Below are 20845 nucleotides of genomic sequence, written 5' to 3'. Positions count from 1 at the left end.
TCAAGAATAAAGAATCCCCAACAGCGAATCTAAGTTACTGAGGATAAGGGTTGGGTTGGCTTTTTCCAGTTGTTCGCGAGTCTGTGCCCCGGTCAACACTCCAACGGTAATACCACATTTGGCATTTTTCCCTTCCTCAATGTCTATCTGGGAATCACCTGCTTTCAATACCTCCTCAGGGTCGGTAATATTGAAAAGCTTCATGGCCTTATCAATCATTTCTGATGAAGGCCTTCCGATTTCCACATCATCTGCAGTAACTAGGCCATCAATCTGCTCACCTACTTTCCATCCCAGTTTATCCAATAGCGATTGTGCCGTTTTAGAGTCATATCCGGTATTCAACACCACCTTTACCCCATGCGAATGCATTTCTTTAAAAAGTTCTTCAACACCATCATAAGAAGTTACCTCCAAATTGGTATAGGCTTCTTTCAGCATTTCTTTAAAATCAGCATGCACCGTTTTGGCATTAATTTCAACGGTCCGCTGGTCTTTGGTTTCCTCCAAAATATCAGCAATGGCCTTGTATTTTTCCTTACCAGCTCCAAGTTCAAGTACAGTTTCCAATGAAACCTCAACTCCTGCCTTGGCCAATGCCGCCCTTACCGTTTTGTACACCACATTATCTTCATTTACGGTGGTGCCTGCCATATCAAAAACTGCAAGTTTTATGTCTTTCATCTTTATTTATCTATTAAAAATTGTAGCTATGTTCTTTTTTGAAAATCCTGCGCTCCCAGTCATTCCCTTACCGCCAATTCCGGTTACAATATGAATATCCTCATCTATCGTCTTTTTGAAAATATCACTGGTCTTGCACTGGGAGTACATTCCGTACCATCTGCGTTGAATCTGATACGTGGGAAGTTGTATAATTTTTTTTGCCTCCTCCACCATAAAAGTATCAATATCCATGTCCAGGTCATAACCCAACTCCTCTATACTGTTTACATCGGCATATTGGTGCGAATCCCCTAAAATGACCGACCCATCCGCCGCCTGTTTGAACAAAATATGAACACCCCATTTCTTTTGGAGACTGTCTTGTGGTTCATTTTTTTTGATTTCGGTATAGGAAGGACATTCCTGAAATGCCTCATATCTTCTAATGGACCATCCGGTAAGGATTGACCCCTTCAAGGTATAATTTTCTTGGGGTTTGGTCTGCATCATCTGCAACTTGGAAACTTCTAAATCGCTATTGGCAAATAATGCCGGATAAAGCGTTTTAAAATCGCTCCCATTGCAGATGACCACCTTGCTAGCCTGAAGCATTTCTGCCTTGGCACTCCGTATCTCAACCTGATCTGCTTTTCTTTCACATGAGATAACCGGGAAATTAATCTTCATTACAAGTCCTTTTTCCTGCACCAAATATTCTTGAAGCCGATGAATCATGGTACGGGGCTCAACGGTGACCTCTTCCGGGAAAAACAAGCCTGCTGTAACATAGTCTTTCCGTAGACCGGGATACCGCTCCAAACACTCATTTTTGGTAAGCATTTTGGATTGGTAGTCATTGTTATTGTTAACGGCCCTTAGCTCAACCAGCAATCGTTCTTCCTCTTCATCGGAAGCCAAATACACGGTTCCATTTTGACGGACACTGATATCAAACTTGGACTGAATATCTTTGTAAATCTGCAAACTTTTTCTTCCGAGCCTCTGCCATTTTGAATTCATTCCAGAAGGTACCACTTGTCCAAAATTTTGGGTTGTGGCCCCTTGAGGGAAGGCGTTCTTTTCCACCAAGCAAACCTTTAGACCCAGTTCAAGCGCATGTAAGGCATGAAAAGTCCCTAAAATACCCCCACCTACTATGATGGCATCAAATTTATTGTCCATAGTTGAACAGCTCGTTACGATTTTCAGATTTGTGCCTTGCCCAAAAATGAAAGAACAAGACCACGGAGACAACAATTCCTATCAACGCCACGGCATAGGTGCCGTAGACGAAAAAATTGAGCCAAGAAAGATTGGCCTGGCCAAAGTTTTTATATAGCAAAACCAATACACTGCCCACATATCCGAACGCGTCGGCAATATAAATGAGGAATCCTGAATTCCCTTTTATTTTAAAAGCTGCAATGAATCGGTCAAAGAAAAGACAGTTGAACGGAACATAGCAAATGTACAGTCCAAAACCTGTGCAGACCATCCAAAGAAAGGAGTCCAACATCCCTATTTGGAACATTAAAGTGGAAAGGCCCATGACCACGGTTCCCAAAATTAAAAGCAAGTGGTAGGTTAAAAGCGCCCTTAGATTATTCTTAATGTAAAATATGGAACCAATAATCAGTAAAACACTGATAGCTATGATGATTTCCGAGGTCGAAAACACCGCAATGTCCCCCTGATAACCGATACTGTCCCAAAGTTCCCGCGCAAAGTTGTCCCTGAAATCCCTAAAAGCGGTTAGAAAAGTGTAGAAAATCACCACTAAAAGTAACGGGAAAAAGAACTTTTTGATGAGCTGTTTTCTATCGGTATTGGTCATTGGTACGCGTTCCGTTCTCAACACTTTATCGGTATCTGTAGGTGGGGGCACTTTTTGTAATAAGAATGATGAGACCAACAGTGGCGCTATAAACAAAGCTCCGGTAACCGATGGCATCCAAAGCTCGGTTACACCCCAATAGTTCATCACATAGAGTCCCACTGATTTAACTACACCGCTGGACACGATAAAGCTAGCACAAAGGGCCACCCCTAATATGTCTGTAAATCTTCTACCCTCAATATAAGAGAAGACTATTCCCCAGATCATCCCCAATGGAATACCATTCAAAAACATGAACACAATATTGTACGGAGCAGACACCCAAGCAAAGAAAAACAGGGCCGCTTCAGCCAGTAGAATCAAGGAAATCAGAAGAAGCAGCCTTCGGTTGGGTTTTAATTCAGAAATTACCTTGATTCCAATAAATTTTGAAAGCGCATATCCCAAGACTTGAGCGATGATAAGCAAGATTTTATAATCTACCCCAAAATAATCCAACCCTTCAAAAGTGGCCACAGTAAATGGTTTTCGAAAAGCATACATGCAAAAGTAAGTGCCAAAAGCAGCTAAGGATGCGTGGAGGATAAAAACTAAATTAGACTGCTTTTTGGACATAGACCAGATAAACGAAATGTTTACAAATACTAAATTAATTTTTCAAATTACTCAAATTTATAAGAAATTACCTATGCCTTTTAGATTAAATAATTGTTAGCAAAAAAATATGCCCTCAGCTGAGGGCATACTCGTAAAATTTAGATGTCATTTATTTCCTATTGATTGGGTTCAGCCAAGGCATTGATACGCTTGATTGTTCCATCTGGTTCATAGGAAAGTTCGGTCATTTTTACACTCCGCAGGTGTGTTTTTCCTCCAGACATTGAGCTATCATGGAAGAACAACCACCATTTTCCCTGATACTCTACTATGGAATGATGGTTGGTCCAACCCAAAACGGGATCCAGAATCACACCTTGGTAGGTAAAGGGGCCATAAGGATTATCACTGGTTGCATATACTATTTTATGTGTATCTCCTGTAGAATAGGAGAGATAATATTTTTCGTTATAGCGGTGAACCCATGCAGCTTCAAAAAATCTGCGATCGTGATCCCCGGTGGTAATTGGATCTCCATTTTCATCCAAAATGGTGACATCTTTAGGTTCTTCAGCAAAGCTGACCATGTCATCCGCCATTAGTGCCACCTTTGGCATCAGTGCTGGAGCATCATCTGCTGGGTAAGTATCTTCTCCATGGTATTCATTGTTTCTCCACCTTTGGAGTTGACCACCCCAAATACCTCCAAAGTACATATAGTATTTACCATCGGTATCTTTAAAGACAGAGGGGTCCATACTATAACTTCCCTCAATAGGTCGGTCCACGGCTTTAAATGGGCCTCCAGGGTTTTCACTTTTGGCTACACCGATATGAAAAACGTCTTCTTTATCCTTCACGGGAAAATAAAGAAAATACTCATCGCCCTTCTGGGCAGCATCAGGGGCCCACATTTGCCTTCCTGCCCATGGAACATCCTTAATATGGAGTGCCAATCCATGATCGGTAACCTCTCCTCCAACACTATCCATGGAAAAGACGTGATAGTCTTCCATGTTAAAATGACTTCCCAAATCGTCTTCAGGAATTCCAGACTCATAATCATGGGATGGATAAACATAGAGTTTGCCATCAAAAACATGTGCGGACGGATCCGCAGTATACAATTCTGAAGTTAAGGTATACACTGTATCAGGAACCGTTCCGATGGTATCGACAACACGTGCGCTATCGATTTCGTTTTTTTGGTCACCAGATGATTGCTTTTGGCGCTTGCAGCTAAATGCAGCCAAAACCAATATGGATAATAAAAAAGAAGGGGCAATACCCTTAGTTAGATAATTTTTACGTGCTAAAAATGTGTTTTTCATAAGACAAAGGAAAAGTTAATTTGCTAAAAATAAGCATTCTTCTCAAATAACAATCGTTTGCCTTAAAAACATCAAAATGATATCAATCTGTTTTTCAAGTGTTTATCATTAAAATATTATTGTAAACAAATAATTTTAATACGGAAAGACAAAAAAATTAACGCAACCGATTGCGTGAATCGATATATTATGTATATTTATCACATTCTAAATATTATGCGCCCTTTTTTGCCATAATTGAATTAATTAACTGAACAAAATCAAAACTTAGTAACATGACTAAACAATCATTATTTGTTTTTACAAATAGCAAGTGGTCGTCACCTTTGCATTTGTACCTAACAAGCCTTTTGTTATTTGTTTTTTGCACCACTGCTTTAGCACAGAACACTATTACGGTTTCAGGTACCGTGGCAGATGAGTCTGGTGCACCTATTCCTGGGGCAAGCATTATTGTGCAGAACACAACAAATGGAACAACAACCGACTTTGACGGAAACTACGTGATCGAGGCGGCTTCCAATGCCACATTAGAGTTTCGGTACCTTGGATTCGTTACTCAAACGATTGCGATCAACGGAAGAACAAACATTAGCATTCAAATGGCAGAAGATACCCAGCAATTATCTGAAGTAGTGGTAATTGGTTATGGTACCCAAAACAAAGAATCTGTAACGGGTTCTGTGGTCTCCATAAAAGGTGACAATTTGAATGAGGTTCAAAGCGCCAACTTTCAACAGGCGCTACAAGGTAGGGCTGCCGGTGTACAAATTCAAACTACCAACACTCGCCCAGGAGCTGCACCACAAATTCGTATTCGTGGTGTGCGTTCTCTCTCAGCAGATAATAATCCTCTAGTTGTTCTCAACGGAATACCATTTTCTGGAGGCCTCAACGATATCAACCCAAATGACATTGAAAGTCTGGACATATTGAAAGATGCTTCCGCTACGGCTATCTATGGGTCTAGAGGTGCGAATGGTGTTATCCTAATAACAACAAAATCAGGCACCAAAGGACAAAAAACAACTATTAGCTATAATACCTATTATGCAACCAAGGAAGTATTTGCCAAATTTCCAATGATGAACGCGGCCCAGCTTTTGCAATTGCGCGCTGATGTAGCGGCAAACAACGGCGGTGTTCCCATTTTTGGTTTAGGAGGTGATGAATACTTGGGCAATGATACCGACTGGCAAGATCTTTTATACGGAAGCGGATTACAAACTGCGCATGACATTGGTATACAGGGAGGTACGGAAAATGGTACCTATAACATTGGTTTAGGTTATTTTAAGGAAACATCTGTATTGCCTGGCGATTCTTTTGATAGATATTCATTGCGGGTGCAAGTTGACCAAAATGTTGGTGACTGGCTCCGTTTTGGTGTAAACTCGGTGACCAATTTCAGTAAAACCAGTGGGATTGTGGGGCCTTCATTGGATGCATCGCCCTTGCTAAGTCCATTTGATGAAAATGGCGACTATCTTGAGTCCGTTCGTCTTCAAACCCAAGCTGACGATCGCTGGTATCCCACTAGAGATGAAATTAGACGAATAGGTAAGGGTCGCGCTAACGAACAACTCGACTTTGGAACCTATAACAACATTTACGGGGAAGTAAACATACCAGGGATTGATGGGTTGAAATACCGCTTAAATCTAGGTTTGAATTATCGTGCATCCAGGGATGGTAATTTTACTGGGCAAGGTGTATTTAACTTTAATCCCACCAATCCGTCATCAGCAAGTTATGATGCCTCTTTCACACGAGACTATGTTATTGAAAATCAACTGTTGTACGATAAGACATTCGGCAAGCATCAAGTCAATTTTGTTGGACTTTTCTCTTCTCAAAAGACCCAATTTGACAACGTCGGATATGCTGCCCAAAATATTCCCAACGAAGCTTCATTATGGTACCAATTGGATGATGATGTAATACTTGCAGAAGATCTCACACGCTACGGTACCGGATTTTCCGAAACTGGTTTATTATCGTACATGGCAAGAGTTTTGTATCAATATGACAACCGGTATCTGCTCACCGCAACAGTACGTTCAGACGGTTCCTCCCGTTTGGCTCCAGGTCGTAAGTGGGTTACTTATCCTGCGGTATCCTTAGGATGGAATGTGGCCAATGAAGCCTTTATGGATGGTGTGGATTGGCTAAACCAGTTTAAGCTGCGTGCTGGTTATGGTGAAACGTCAAATCAGGCTATTGCGCCTTATTCTGTTCAAGGTGCGTTAAGCTTGGTCAATTACAATTTTGGCGACACCTATACCACCGGTGCTTTTGTAAATCAACTACCGGCTCCAGATTTAGGTTGGGAATTTTCGGAAACCTTTAATTACGGTTTGGATTTTGGATTGTTCGACAATCGTATTTCCGGTAGTGTGGAGTACTATATTACCAAAACCAAGGATATATTGTTAGGTGTTGGGCTCCCTGAGTCTTCAGGTGTAGGCTTTACAACAAGAAACATTGGTGATACAGAAAACAGAGGTATTGAAATTGCACTTAACGCCACTATTTTCGATAATCCAGATGGTTTTTCCTGGGATTTAGGAATTAATGCATATCGCAATAGAAACGAAATTACAGCCTTGGCATCAGGAGTACTTAGGGATGAAGGAAACCTTTGGTTTGTGGGTTCTCCAATCAATGTCATCTTTGATTACGAAAGACTTGGTCTATGGAACCAGTCTGATCCCGGTTTTGAATACTTAGATCAATTTGAACCTGGAGGTAACGAAGGTATGATCAGGGTTCGTTATACTGGAGAGTTCAACGAAGATGGTTCGCCGGTTAGGGAAGTAAACCCTGATGATCGAATTGTACAAGATCCACAACCCGATTTCTTGGGTGGCTTTAACACTCGCCTTGCATACAAGAATTTGGATTTAACCGTGGTTGGTGCTTTCCAAAGCGGGGGTACGCTTGTAAGCACCCTATATTCGTCAGCTGGTTACCTTAACTTATTAACAGGTCGGGGAAACAATGTCGCTGTAGATTATTGGACACCCACCAATACCGATGCCAAATATCCTGCTCCAGGAGGGATCCAAAGTGGGGACAATCAAAAATACGCAAGTACGTTGGGGTATTTTGATGGCTCCTATTTAAAATTCCGGGCCATTACCTTAGGCTATAATTTTGATCAACGATGGATTCAGGATTCTGGATTACAAAATCTTCGTCTTTATGCCACCGTACAGAATCCTTTTGTGCTGTTTTCACCATTTCATGATGAATCTGGCTTAGACCCAGAAACCAACTCTGGAGTAAATGCACAAGGGCAACGACAGAACGTGGCTGTTGACACCGGTAATATCTCTGATGGTATCCCAACGGTTGGAGCCAACGCCCCAACTACACGAAATTTTATCTTAGGATTAAACGTAACATTTTAAAAAATCATGATGAGAAAGATGAAAAATAAAGTTTTATCAACGGCAATCCTATCAATTTCACTGTTAATAGGATCCTGTACAAAAGACATTATACAAGAGGAGCCAAGGGGGGTTCTTACCCCTGAGTTTTTCTCAACAGAACTGGGTGTTCAAGGTGGTTTGACATTTTTATATGAAACCATGAGAGACATCTATGGGTTCGCTTATTTTCTAAATTTAGCGGAAACAGGTACAGATGAGTATTGTGCTGCTCAAAGTGCAGACAACAACTTTTTCGATTTAGATCTTGCGGGCGAAGGAAATTTGAATTCCAATTCAGGCTTTTCCGTTGGAAGGCCTTGGGGTGCTAGTTTTCCTGCTATCAATACGGCAAACGGAATTATTGAAAATGCTAGTGCGGTTGGTCTGGATGATTCATTGATTGCTGAAGCTCGATTTTTCAGGGCCTTTTACTACTTTCTTCTAGTACAGACCTATGGAGGGGTACCCTTGGATTTGGGATCAGGAGAATTGGCATTTAATCAATCGGCTGTTAGAACATCAGTTCGTAACACCGTTCCTGAAGTGTATACACGGGCAATCATCCCCGATTTGCAGGCTGCCGTAGACGATTTGCCTGAAAATCCTCGATTGACAGGTGCAGTAACTAAAAACGTAGCCCGTTTGTATTTGGCTAAGGCATATTTGACCTATGGCTGGTGGTTGGAAAATCCCAATGGTATTCCTACCTATCCAGAGGCATCAAGAACAGATCCAGATGGCAATGGTCCTTCCTTTTATTTTCAACAGGCCTATAACCAAGCAGTGGCGGGTATTGAAAATCCAGGACCTTACCGATTGTTGGACTATTTTTATGATGTTCATGACGGTGCAAACGATAGACATGAAGAGATGATGCTATATTCGGACCGGACCGAAGGTAGTGCGATTGCCAACGGAGCACCTATTAACGGTTTTGGTAACACGGACGATACCAATACAGCCGTTTGGATGGTCACTTCCAATTACACCACCATCAGCGTTGATGGCGTCGCCGCAGTACAACGCGAGGCGGGCCAAAGTTATGGTCGCCCATGGACACGTATGGCACCCACTATCGGTGCACTCACCGAAACCTTTACCGATAAAGATATCGACTCGCGTTATGATGGCACTTTTGTAACTAGTTATAGAGGCAACTGGGATAAAGCTGGTGACCCTACACCAAGCCTTACGGCCGCGAATGGGCTCGAAATTGAGCCGGGTGATGCTGTAGTCTCATTTTTGGATGAGTTTGACCCAACGGTGGATTATAGCGTAGACGGCGGAGGTATCGGCGGAGGTGTAATACCCGGTAGATCTGATTATGTCATCAATCTAAATGAAATCAATAGAAGGTTCTATCCAGGTCTTTGGAAACTGGGAACTTATCGCACGGACAACGATGGCGGTTTAGGCCAACCCAATGCAGGATTGACACGACCCTTCCCTATTGCCAAATTTTCAGAATTCTACCTATTGGCCGCTGAAGCCGCTGTTAAGGGCGCTTCAGGTGCTTATTCGGCGAGGGATTTGGTAAATGTTTTAAGAGCAAGAGCTGGTATGTGGCGTTTTGATAATGGTGAACAGCAAGAACGTATTGAAGACAATAGTGCTGCTTTGACCGCAGCAACTCCAGCAACCATTGATATTGACTATATATTGGCGGAGCGGTCTAGAGAATACTTTGGTGAGGGATATCGATGGTATGACTTGGTCCGTACCCAAAAATGGGGGGAATACGCAGCTTCTTATGAAATTGCAGGTAATGCGGCAACGGATCATACTCCCACAACAACTAACAGAACCATAGAGCCTTATCACTATTTAAGACCTATACCGCAAAGCCAGTTGGATGATTTGGATTTTACAGACGCCGAAAAAGATGCCTATCAAAACCCTGGATATTAAAACGGTAAGTTTAGTAATTGTTAGATAATTAATTTGAGTTAGTTATTAGTTGCGTTAAGAAAGGGGCTGTCTGCATGGGCAGCCTTTTTTGATTATCAATGGATGAAGCAGTAGGACAAATGCCTAAGAAATAAGGTTTTCAAACCTCCAAAATGAGACATCTTTCTGCCCAATTCATTATATTAATTACTGATTATTATTACGGTTCAAATGAAGAGCACCAATAGCGTATTAACAGTCGTTTTATGCCTCGTGGTTTTATCCTCCTGTGATTCAAACAAAGAGGTGAAAACAAAGCAGGCCACGGGTGAAACACTTTTCACGCTTCTGAAGAATGAACAAACTAACGTCCATTTTAAAAATACAATATCAGAAACGGCAGATTTTAATGTCCTAAACTATTACTACACATACAATGGCGGAGGGGTTGCTATTGGCGATGTCAATAATGATGGTCTTGACGATATCTATTTTACGTCCAATCAACACTCCAATAAACTATATCTAAATAAGGGCGGTTTAAGGTTTGAAGATGTTACCGATAAAGCCAACGTTACCGATGCCGAAGGATGGAGCACCGGGGCCGCAATGATTGATATCAATAATGATGGTTGGATGGATATTTATGTGTGCAAATCCGCCTCGTTGACCAACAATCTACTCCGTAGGAACAAACTTTTTGTAAATCAAAAGGACGGGACTTTCAAGGAAGAAGCCGAAAAGTGGGGGCTGGATGATGACGGATTTTCCACACAATCTTACTTTTTTGACTATGATAAAGATGGGGATCTGGACATGTATCTCATCAATCACAGAGTAGATTTTCTCAATTCCATAAACCTTGAAGCCATTTTGAACGATAAAGAGTTTTATCCCCAAACTTCAGATCATCTCTACAGAAATGATGGTACTAAATTTACCGATGTCACCATCAACAGCGGCCTAATGAACAAGGAATTCAGTCTAAGCGCCGCCATAGGAGATTATAATAATGATGGCTGGTTGGATGTGTTTGTAGCCAACGATTTCATCACTCCGGACAAACTCTATATCAACAACAAGAACGGTACATTTTCAAATCAAATAAACCAGCGGTTAAAGCATATTTCGTACAGTAGCATGGGGTCTGATATTGCTGATATCAACAATGATATGTTACCAGATTTAATGGTCTTGGACATGTCCGCCGAAGACCATAGCAGAGGCAAGCAAAACATGCCCAGTATGAATACCAGTGGGTTTTGGTACATTGTTAATTCCGGGTATCATTTTCCTTACATGTCCAATGTACTCAACTTGAACAACGGAAATGGGTATTACAGCGACATTGCCCAATTGTCCGGAGTTTCAAAAACAGATTGGAGCTGGGGTCCCCTACTTGCCGATTTTGATTGTGATGGCCTCAAAGATATTTTCATTACCAATGGTATAAAACGGGAGATTGCCAACCAAGATTTTGGGAATTTCTTGGACAACCAACAAGAGATGATCAAAGACATGTCCATTCAGCAGGTTTTGGACAGAATGCCATCGGAAAAGTTACAGAATTATGCCTTTAAAAACGATGGTGATCTAGCCTTTATCAAAGCATCCTCAACCTGGGGTTTTGGACAAACCCTAAATTCCAATGGGGCTGCGTATGCAGATTTGGATAATGATGGAGACTTGGATTTGATCCTGAACAACCTTGATGACGAAGCCAGTATTTACCGAAACAACGCCACCAATAACTTTCTATCCATAAAATTGATTGGAACTGAACGTAATAGAAATGCTATTGGAACCAAGGTCAAAATAATTACGGACAAGTCCTCGCAATATCAAGAACTGTTTTTGTCCAGAGGATACCAATCCTCTGTTTCACCTACTTTGAATTTTGGAATTGGAGATGAAACCAATATCAAAAGGGTTGAGATAATATGGGGCGATGGGCGCATGTCTGTAGATGAAAATGTAGTTGCAAATCAAACCCTGAGCTTCAACCAAAAAGATTCAAAACCTAAAAAAGATGAATCCCAATATGCATTTTCAAATAACTTTAAGCGGATAAACCCAGAGGCATTGGGTATTGCATTTCGGCATCAAGAAAATGACTTCAATGATTTTTCAAAGCAGGTATTACTACCCCAGAAACAATCGCAACCCGGACCTGCTTTTGCTGTTTCAGATGTAAACAGCGATGGATTAGAGGACCTGTTTTTAGGAGGAGCATTAAACCAAGCTGCTGAAATTTATTTCCAAAATTCAAATGGAGGTTTTGATCGATTTAATTCACCTGTTTTTGAAGCGGACAAGATTTATGAAGATGTTGGAGCGCATTTCTTTGATGCGGATAATGATCAGGATTTAGATCTTTATGTAGCCAGTGGAGGCTATGAACTGGATGAGAGCGACCCGCTGCTTCAAGATAGATTGTATCTCAACGACGGAAATGGAAATTTTACCAAATCTTCCCGTTTACCAAGGATGGTTTCCAACACCAAAGCCATTCAGTCTTTTGATTATGATGCTGATGGGGATTTGGATTTATTTATAGGGGGTACCGTAATTCCAGGTAAATATCCTCTACCGTCTGCATCCTATGTTTTGGAGAATACAGGTTCCCATTTTGTTGATGTTACGGAATCGGTTGCTCCAAAATTCAAAAATACGGGCATCATCAATGACATTTTATTCTCCGATTACGACCAAGACGGGGACAAAGATTTGTTGGTGGCCGGCGAGTGGATGCCAATTGCAGTTTTCAGCAATTCCAATGGAGTTTTCTCGAAAACGGAACTAAGCGGATTTGAGAAAATAAGCGGCTGGTGGAACACCATTTCCGAAATTGACTTTGATCAAGATGGAGATCTGGACTATTTCTTTGGGAATTTGGGCGGGAACAACAAGTTTCATCCATCACCTGAAAAACCGCTTCATGTTTATGGTACCAACTTGGGAGACGACAATAATTATGACATGTTCCTCAGCAAAGATTACCAAGGCCAATTAGTACCGGTCAGAGGTAAGGAGTGCTCAACACAACAGAACCCTTTTGTGAGCGAAAAGATTCAATCCTATAAGGAATTTGCCAATTCCACTTTGCAGGATATTTATGGAAGCAAGGTATTGGAAGCATCCTACCACAAACAAGTAACCGAATTCGAATCCATCTATCTGGAAAACAAGGGAAAAGGAAATCTCCAGATAAAACATCTCCCCAATTATGCTCAATTAGGACCCACTCTATCCTTTGTATTTGCCGATGTCAACCGTGATGGACATATGGATGTGATTGGCTCTGGTGCAATTCATGAAACTGAAGTGGAAACCGTGCGTTACGATGCCAATATTGGCTATGTGTTGCTAGGTAATTCCAAAGGTGGTTTTAAGCCCTACAAAGACATTGATTTTTACAACGATTTAAATGCCAAAAAAATGCAGCTGGTCAATATTAAAAATGAGCCTTACATCATCATAGCCAACAATGATCGTCCGTTGACCATCTTTAAATTAAACTAGTATGAATGGTTATTATGACTGCAATGATTTTTTGAACAAGACTTAAAATATATCAAAATACGCATTGGTTGCAGCAGTAAATTCTTGAAAAAAGTGGATGGCTTAAAAAAAACGAATTATTTTATGAAAAATTCTACGCAATCGATTGCATCATAATGTTTATTGTGTATATTTACCATATTGAGATTTTTAGTGATGCTTTTTTGCTATAAACCGACAAAACAAGTATGCTAATTTAAAACTTCTCAACATGGCCAAATATTAATTCAAATGCTTCTTTAGGGCATTCGTATGGATTCTTGGTTTTTATCAAATCGTGTATAAACCCACATAATTGAACATAACATAAACTAACTAAAAAAACGAAAATCATGTCAAAAGCCTTTAAATACATAGGTAATTTTCTAGCAGTCGTTGCAATTGTTTTTGCCTTAAGTTGTGAAGAAGACGATTTTTCTGATTCTATAGTAACTGTGGCTAGCATTACATCAGATAATTTTTATCCTGGTGATCAAGTAACCATGGAAGGAGACAATTTTGATGCCGTTCTATTTGTATTCTTGGAAAATAATCAAATTCCCTTTCAATTAGATGGAGAGACATTAACTTTTACGTTGCCCGCAAATGCAGCCATCGGTACCGGATTGGTAACACTGGTAATGCCCGATGGATACGTTGTAGAACGCAATATTGAAGTAGTCGCAAGACCTTTTCCAATTATCATAGCACTATCCACAAATGCCGCACCAGAAGGAGAAGATGTTACCATTAGGGGAACCTCTTTGGACAATCTTCAGTCCGTAACCATTGGCGAGATTGAAGCCAGTGTGGTTTCATCTTCAGCCACTGAGTTGACCATTACGGTTCCAGCGGGGCTTGAGGAAAATTTGGAGGCACCCATCAAAGTTGTCACTTCTGGAGGAGAGGCTACCGCTCCTGGAAAATTTTATGTAGGTGAAAATTTACTCCTCAATGGAGGTTTTGAACTTGGGGACGGAGATGATTTTACCAATTGGTCAAAGTTCAATGGTGGCGATGGCATGACCTCCACTACTGCTGACGGTGAAGCCTATTATGGTAGGTCTTTACGTGCCGTGGGTGTCGGTGGAGATGCTTGGAGAACTCAGTTGGCAAGTGATCCTGCTGCAACACAGGTTGATGTGGAATACACCCTGTCCATGTGGATAAAAGCACAGCCAGGAACTCCCGGAGATGGTGGAAATATCAGATTCTCAACCAATCCAGACGCACTTTATAGCGGTAATTACGACATCACTACGGAGTGGCAACAAATTGAGTGGGTATTTACGGCTAATGCTAATCCAGCTAGGGCAGTTCTGGACCTTGGTGTTGTGGCCGACGCTGTGTATTTTGTAGACAACGTTACCTTGGTTGCCACCGGTCTTTCTGGACCACAGCCCACAGAAATTTTGCTCAATAGAGGATTTGAAGAAGGCGACGGAGATGATTTTACCAATTGGAGTAAATTCAATGGCGCCGATTTATTAACTGCTACCACAGAGGCCGATGAAGTCCGGAGTGGTTCAAGAGCGCTCAGGGCTGTCGGATTTGGAGGCGATGCATGGCGAACCCAGTTGGCCAGTGATGCCGTCGCCACCGAGGATGGTGTGGAGTACACTGCAAGTCTATGGATTAAAGCTGCACCAGGCCCAGGCAATGGTGGAGTGATCCGAATGTCAACCACAGGAAACGGGGATGCCCAATATCAGGGTGATGTAACCGTAACCACCGAATGGCAGAAAGTTGAATGGGTATTTACCGCAAATAGCACACAAACTGGTATTGTATTGGACCTAGGAGCTACTCTGGATGCAGTTTATTTTGTGGACGATGTTAGCCTTTTGGCTCCACCAGAAGACGAATAGCAACAAGGCTGGTTATCCGATTAACAAAGCAAATACTAATCATTAAAAGTAATATATACCAAAGGCTGTCAAATGACAGCCTTTCTTTTTTATTTTAGTAATTAATATGGTTTCCAAAATGGGATGGGTGTATAAAATTTGGTCTTTTTTATTCTTTTCTGCTCTATTGATCGGGTGTAAGGACACTGATGTCAAAAAGAAAAAAACTTCAGATGCCACCACTTTATTTAATTTGGTTGAGAACTCGCACACGGGAATTAACTTTAAAAATACGGTCAAACAAGACATCGATTTCAATTACATCGAATATTTATATGCATTCAATGGCGCTGGAGTAGCAATCGGCGATGTAAACAATGACGGTCTGGAGGATATCTATTTCACTTCAAACCAAAATTCCAACAAACTATATTTAAATCAAGGTGATTTCAAGTTTGTGGACGCCACAAAAACTGCCGGCCTGGAAGATAATGAAGGATGGTCCACAGGAGTAACCATGGTAGATATAAACAATGATGGGTGGTTGGATATTTACGTGTGCAAATCAGCATCTTTCAACAATGATGAACTACGGAAAAACAAACTCTTCATCAACCAAAAAGATGGAACGTTTAAAAATGAAGCCAAGAAATGGGGGTTGGATCAGAATGGCTTTTCCACGCAGTCGTATTTTTTTGACTATGATCAAGACGGGGACCTGGATATGTATTTGGTGAACCATCGCCCAGATTTTAGCCAAAGCAACAAGATTGAGAACAAAGCTGAGCGAGAATATTTTAAAGAAACATCAGACCATTTATTAAGAAATGATGGCGGGACGTTCACAGATGTTACCCTTCAGGCAAAAATTATGAATAAAGAATGGGGGTTAAGCGCTTCCATAGGCGATTTTAACAATGATGGCTGGCTCGATATATATGTTGCCAACGATTTTATCACTCCAGATCATTTATACATAAATAACAAAAACGGTACATTTTCAAACCAAATAAATATCAGGTTTAAGCATATTCCGTACAACGCAATGGGTTCTGACTATGCGGATATCAACAATGATTTTTTGCCAGATTTGGTAGTGTTGGATATGCTTGCCGAAGATCACAGACGTGGCAAGGAAAATATGGCCTCCATGAATACCCAGGGCTTTTGGAAAATGGTAGCCTCTGGCTATCACTACTCGTTTATGGCCAATACTCTTCAATTGAACAACGGCAACGGCTCATTTAGTGATATAGGCCAGCTAGCCGGTATTTCTAAAACCGACTGGAGTTGGGCGCCCCTAGTTGCTGACTTTGATAACGACGGGTATAAAGACATTTTCGTTTCCAACGGTATTGAACGGGAGTTGGGCAATCAAGATTATAAAAAGGAATCTGTTCGCCAACAAAAAGAAAAGGGTGCCATGACGGTTGAGGAAATGATGAGCATTATGCCCTCTGAAAAAATCGCAAATTACATCTATAGAAATAATGGTGATTTTACTTTTGAAAAAATGACCGAAGCCTGGGGCTTGGACAAAAAAGTAAACTCGAATGGGGTTGCCTATGCCGATTTGGACAATGATGGCGACCTGGACTTGGTCATGAACAACATGTCAGATGAAGCTACGGTATACAAAAATAATTCAACCAACAACTATATAAACATCAAGCTTGTTGGTGACGAAAAAAATGTGAAGGCCGTCGGCGCAAAAATCAAGGTCTATTCCAAGAAGAAATCCCAATACCAAGAATTGTTCCCATCCCGGGGCTACCAATCATCAATGGGATATCAACTTAATTTTGGTCTGGGCGATGAAGAAATCATTGACCGGATTGAAGTCACCTGGGGCGATAATTCGGTATTGGCCATGGACAACGTCGAGGTAAATCAGACGGTTATTTTCGACAAAAAAGACTTTAAGTTTGATGGAGTAATGCCCTTTGAAGTTTCGCAACATTTCTCCAGAAGCAATCCCAACGGTTTGGGAATAACATACCATCACCAAGAAAACAGTTTTAACGACTTTGATCTACAGACATTGCTGCCCCAAAAGCAGTCCCAAAAAGGCCCTACATTGTCAGTTGCCGATGTCAATGGCGATGGATTGGAAGATTTTTACATCGGTGGCGCATTGGATCAGGCGGGTGAAATGTACCTACAAACCCAAGATGGAAAATTCAAAAAGGCCAATGAATCTTTGTTTTCAAAGGAAAGTAAGTACGAGGATATCACTTCACTTTTCTTTGATGCCGATGCCGATGGAGACCTAGATCTGTATGTGGGCAGTGGCAGTTATGAAGTAGGAGAGAACAATCCGTTGCTTCAAGACCGGCTTTATTTGAACGATGGAAAAGGTAGTTTCTCAAAATCCAATAAACTGCCCAAGATGTTGGGGGTCACAAAAGCGGTTGCAGCCCATGATGTGGACGGGGATGGAGACTTGGACTTGGTGGTTGGCGGACAGGTAGTTCCCGGAAAATATCCCCTCTCATCCAAGACCTATTTGCTTACCAATGAAAATAGCCACTATATCGATTCAACTGAAGAAATCGCTCCAGAATTAATGGATATCGGAATTGTAAACAACCTGCTCTTTACAGATTATGATGGGGATGGCGACAAGGACCTAGCCGTTGTTGGGGAATGGTTTCCGATTACTTTTTTTAACAACGAAAATGGAAAATTCACCAAAACACCCCTTGCTGCATTAGACCACACTGAGGGCTGGTGGAACACCATTACAGAAATGGATATTGACAATGATGGAAAGATGGATTATCTGGTCGGTAACTTGGGAGATAACAACAAGTTCCACCCCACAAAAGAAAAACCGCTTCATATCTATTCCACCAATTTTGATGCCGATGGCAAATATGATATGATTTTGAGTAAGGTCTACCAAGGCAATCTGGTACCCGTTCGAGGTAAGGAATGTTCCACCGAACAAAACCCTTTTGTGAGCGAAAAAATTCAGACATACAAAGAGTTCGCTAATTCCACTTTAATTGATATTTATGGCGAGGAAGAGCTAAGCTCAGCCTACCACAAACAAGTTCATGAGTTTGGCAGCATGTATCTAAAAAACATGGGGAATGGCTCGCTTGAAGTGCAAAAACTTCCCACAACAGCTCAATTTGGGCCAACCATGGCCTTTGAGGTGACCGATGTGAACCAAGATGGCCATTTGGATGTTTTGGGCGTTGGAAACATTTACGAGGCCGAAGTGGAAACCATTCGCTATGACGCCAACACGGGCTATGTCCTTTTAGGGGATTCCGAAGGAAACCTTACCCCGCACACGGATATTAGCTTTTTTACCCAAGGCAATGTGAAGGACATGAAAAAGATAACCATTGGTGGCGAAACGTGCTATTTGATTGCCAACAACGATGACGAATTGACCATTTTTAAAGCAAAAAAGGGCTAGTGGTGTTGATGGTTGGCCATTTTCTTCTTGAATGAAAATTTGGGAAGACTCAATTTTTCAATTTCCCCTCCCTCTTCAATTTTAATCGTTTGATTCACCTCAACATCGCTGAAAATAGAAACGGGTTTGGTATGATGGGGCCACCTAATCTCCAATTTTTTGATGAGAGAAGCTTTTCCCAATCCGATTTCAGCCATTAAGCTGTTTCCGCCAAAACTCGCTCCGGTATCCACTGAGTTATAGATATTTCGTTCTTTACCGTCTTCTTCAATGATAATGATGATTTTCGCTCCGATTGCTGACCGATTGCTTTGTTTTCCTTTCAACACAATATTGATCCAATTATTTTCATTGCCCATCGGGTTTTCAAAAAGCAAATTTCGGAACACATCACCTTCCACTGCCCCACCCATTACGGCATAAATATCCTGGTCCCCATCCATATCCATATCCCCAAAACCAATGGCATGCCCTTTTTGAATGTGTCCAAAACCACCACTATAGGTAACATCTTCAAAGCTCTTGCCATTCACATTGCGGTACATTTTGTTGGGCACGATGGAGAAGAAATCTGGGTCTCCCGTTGCCAGGTAAAAATCCAAAAAGCCATCATTATCCAAGTCGCCAAAATTACAGCCCATGGTAGCAACGGGTTCGGTGAGGTTGGTTTTTAAGGAAACTTCCGTAAAGGTGTTATCACCATTATTTTGGTACAACAGTGGTCGATATTCGGAGGTGTTGGTCTTGAGATTTCGAAGTAGCATTTCGGAGGGAAGCACCTCGGAAGAAGAGTATCCAGAAACAAATATATCTTCAAAACCATCGTTGTTATAATCAAAAAACCACGTGGGAAAGCTCAACTTTGGTTCCGATACCCCAGCACTTTCTTCAGCTATTTTAAAAGACGGTTTCCCCGTTTCTTTGGTGGTATTGATGTACAAGGTGTTTAAGCCATCATAATCGGATAAATACAGATCGGGATATAAGTCGTTGTTTACATCTCCACTGGCCACCCCTTTAAAATACCCCGAAACGGTAATTCCCGCTTCTTTGGCGATATTCTGGAAGGTACCGTCCCCATTGTTCAAAAACAACTCACAAAAGCTTTGTTTCGCTTCGGACCACTCGTTGGCTATGAATAAATCGAGCCAACCATCCAAGTTGACATCGGTCCAAACGGCGGTCTGTGTCGGGTTAAGGGAATATACCCCAGTGGCCTTGGTCACATCAGTAAAGGTGCCGTCACCATTATTTCGCATCAAAGAGTTTGGAATACTTCCGTAGATAGACAGCCAAGCGCCTCTCAAAATCATAAAATCCATATGGCCATCATTATCATAATCGGCATGTCTTAAATTCAGACCACCGGTAACCCCCTCCAATCCAGACGAAATGGTTTTATCCGAAAAACCACCCTTACCATTATTTTCAAAATATCTTATCTGGTCTTCAAAACCCCATGAGGACGCTATAATGTCTAAATATCCATCTCCGTTAAAATCATCTACACAAGTTCCCCCTGACAATTGGTTGACATCCACTCCTAAATCCATGGCGATATCCGTAAAGTGGGCAATCTTTGCGGAATTGAAAAAGTGCGACTCCGGAATCCTAAATTCTTTAGGCACCTTTTCCGGATACTGGCCCAAAGTCATGTGGGCAATATTTAATAAATATTGACATTCCAAATCATTTGGGTTGATGGCAAGTAATTCGGTGAACAACTTTATGGATTGCTGGGCACCTTCTTTTAAAACATGCTGTGCTTTAGGGCTTATGGGAATGATACACGATTCATTCGTATGATTTGCAATACAATTGTCCTGTTCGGCTTTTCGCATGTAGGCAATGGCCAATTGTTTTTTGAGGTAATAAACCAACTCAGTCTTTGACTTTATATTATTGCTCTCAACAACTTGCAGAACCCGGTTTAAATTGGCTATTGCCTCTTCCGTTTTCCCAGCATTCAACAGTTCCAATCCATAGGTGAACATTAAATTGAGTTGTTCACTTCCCCTGGTTGATTGGATTCTCTTCTCCAAAATAGATGCTTTTTGACTGTTGAAGATATAGGGGACACTTTCTATATTGATAGCTGCAATTCTTTGCTGGATGTCTGTAATCATTTCCTGAGTTGTATGCTTCTTATTTTCAGGAATAGGATTGGTTTCAACGTCGTTCTTGGACGAATCCTTTTTCTCGGAATTTACACAACCGCAACATAACAATGCCACGAAAGCAAAAATTTGAAGAATACTTCTCCAGTTGTGGCCAGT

10 protein-coding genes are annotated in these 20845 nt (G+C 41.4%); 5 read left to right on the top strand and 5 right to left on the bottom strand.

Going from position 1 to position 20845, the window contains the following annotated elements; translation table 11 throughout:
* From AB1A65_RS05550 to AB1A65_RS05535, 4 genes are all read right to left on the bottom strand, one after another.
* Positions 1–684 (bottom strand): phosphonatase-like hydrolase, encoded by a 684-nt coding sequence (locus AB1A65_RS05550; protein WP_366586500.1) that lies wholly within the window; start codon positions 682–684, stop codon positions 1–3.
* Between the two features lie 6 nt (positions 685–690).
* Positions 691–1848, bottom strand: a complete 1158-nt coding sequence (locus AB1A65_RS05545) for a TIGR03364 family FAD-dependent oxidoreductase (RefSeq protein WP_366586498.1) — start codon at positions 1846–1848, stop codon at positions 691–693.
* Complete coding sequence (locus tag AB1A65_RS05540) at positions 1838–3046, bottom strand: DUF5690 family protein (RefSeq protein WP_366586496.1); 1209 nt, start codon at positions 3044–3046, stop codon at positions 1838–1840. Before AB1A65_RS05540 ends, AB1A65_RS05545 begins: the two co-directional genes overlap by 11 nt.
* A gap of 230 nt (positions 3047–3276) precedes the next feature.
* Positions 3277–4431, bottom strand: a complete 1155-nt coding sequence (locus AB1A65_RS05535; RefSeq protein WP_366586493.1) for a glycoside hydrolase family 43 protein — start codon at positions 4429–4431, stop codon at positions 3277–3279.
* Positions 4432–4781: 350 nt separating this feature from the next.
* Between AB1A65_RS05535 and AB1A65_RS05530 the strand changes: the two genes are divergently transcribed.
* The 5 genes from AB1A65_RS05530 to AB1A65_RS05510 all read left to right on the top strand — a co-directional run bounded on the left by AB1A65_RS05530 (position 4782) and on the right by AB1A65_RS05510 (position 18569).
* Positions 4782–7844 (top strand): TonB-dependent receptor, encoded by a 3063-nt coding sequence (locus AB1A65_RS05530; protein WP_366586491.1) that lies wholly within the window; start codon positions 4782–4784, stop codon positions 7842–7844.
* Positions 7845–7853: 9 nt separating this feature from the next.
* Entirely contained in the window at positions 7854–9773 is a 1920-nt protein-coding gene (locus tag AB1A65_RS05525) for a RagB/SusD family nutrient uptake outer membrane protein (protein ID WP_366587076.1), read from the top strand.
* Between the two features lie 285 nt (positions 9774–10058).
* On the top strand, positions 10059–13274 hold the full coding sequence (locus AB1A65_RS05520; RefSeq protein WP_366586489.1) for a VCBS repeat-containing protein: 3216 nt from the start codon (positions 10059–10061) through the stop codon (positions 13272–13274).
* 371 nt (positions 13275–13645) lie between these two features.
* The gene (locus AB1A65_RS05515; protein WP_366586487.1) at positions 13646–15160 is read left to right on the top strand and encodes a carbohydrate binding domain-containing protein; all 1515 of its coding nucleotides are present in this window, start codon (positions 13646–13648) and stop codon (positions 15158–15160) included.
* Positions 15161–15287: 127 nt separating this feature from the next.
* Entirely contained in the window at positions 15288–18569 is a 3282-nt protein-coding gene (locus AB1A65_RS05510) for a VCBS repeat-containing protein (RefSeq protein ID WP_366586484.1), read from the top strand.
* Here the strand turns inward: AB1A65_RS05510 and AB1A65_RS05505 are convergent.
* Positions 18566–20803 (bottom strand): CRTAC1 family protein, encoded by a 2238-nt coding sequence (locus AB1A65_RS05505; protein WP_366586482.1) that lies wholly within the window; start codon positions 20801–20803, stop codon positions 18566–18568. The two genes, AB1A65_RS05510 and AB1A65_RS05505, sit on opposite strands and share 4 nt — an antisense overlap.
* Between the last annotated feature and the right edge of the window lie 42 nt (positions 20804–20845).

The organism is Allomuricauda sp. ANG21, assembly GCF_040705235.1.
GTDB classification, from domain to species: domain Bacteria; phylum Bacteroidota; class Bacteroidia; order Flavobacteriales; family Flavobacteriaceae; genus Flagellimonas; species Flagellimonas marina.
This window is presented reverse-complemented; position numbering and strand designations above follow the sequence as displayed.

Bases quoted from the DNA above. Each gene is read 5' to 3' on its own strand.
- AB1A65_RS05540 (WP_366586496.1), bottom strand. From the start codon at position 3,046: ATGTATGCTTTTCGAAAACCATTTACTGTGGCCACTTTTGAAGGGTTG.
- AB1A65_RS05525 (WP_366587076.1), top strand. From the start codon at position 7,854: ATGAGAAAGATGAAAAATAAAGTTTTATCAACGGCAATCCTATCAATT.
- AB1A65_RS05515 (WP_366586487.1), top strand. From the start codon at position 13,646: ATGTCAAAAGCCTTTAAATACATAGGTAATTTTCTAGCAGTCGTTGCA.
- AB1A65_RS05550 (WP_366586500.1), bottom strand. From the start codon at position 684: ATGAAAGACATAAAACTTGCAGTTTTTGATATGGCAGGCACCACCGTA.
- AB1A65_RS05545 (WP_366586498.1), bottom strand. From the start codon at position 1,848: ATGGACAATAAATTTGATGCCATCATAGTAGGTGGGGGTATTTTAGGG.
- AB1A65_RS05535 (WP_366586493.1), bottom strand. From the start codon at position 4,431: ATGAAAAACACATTTTTAGCACGTAAAAATTATCTAACTAAGGGTATT.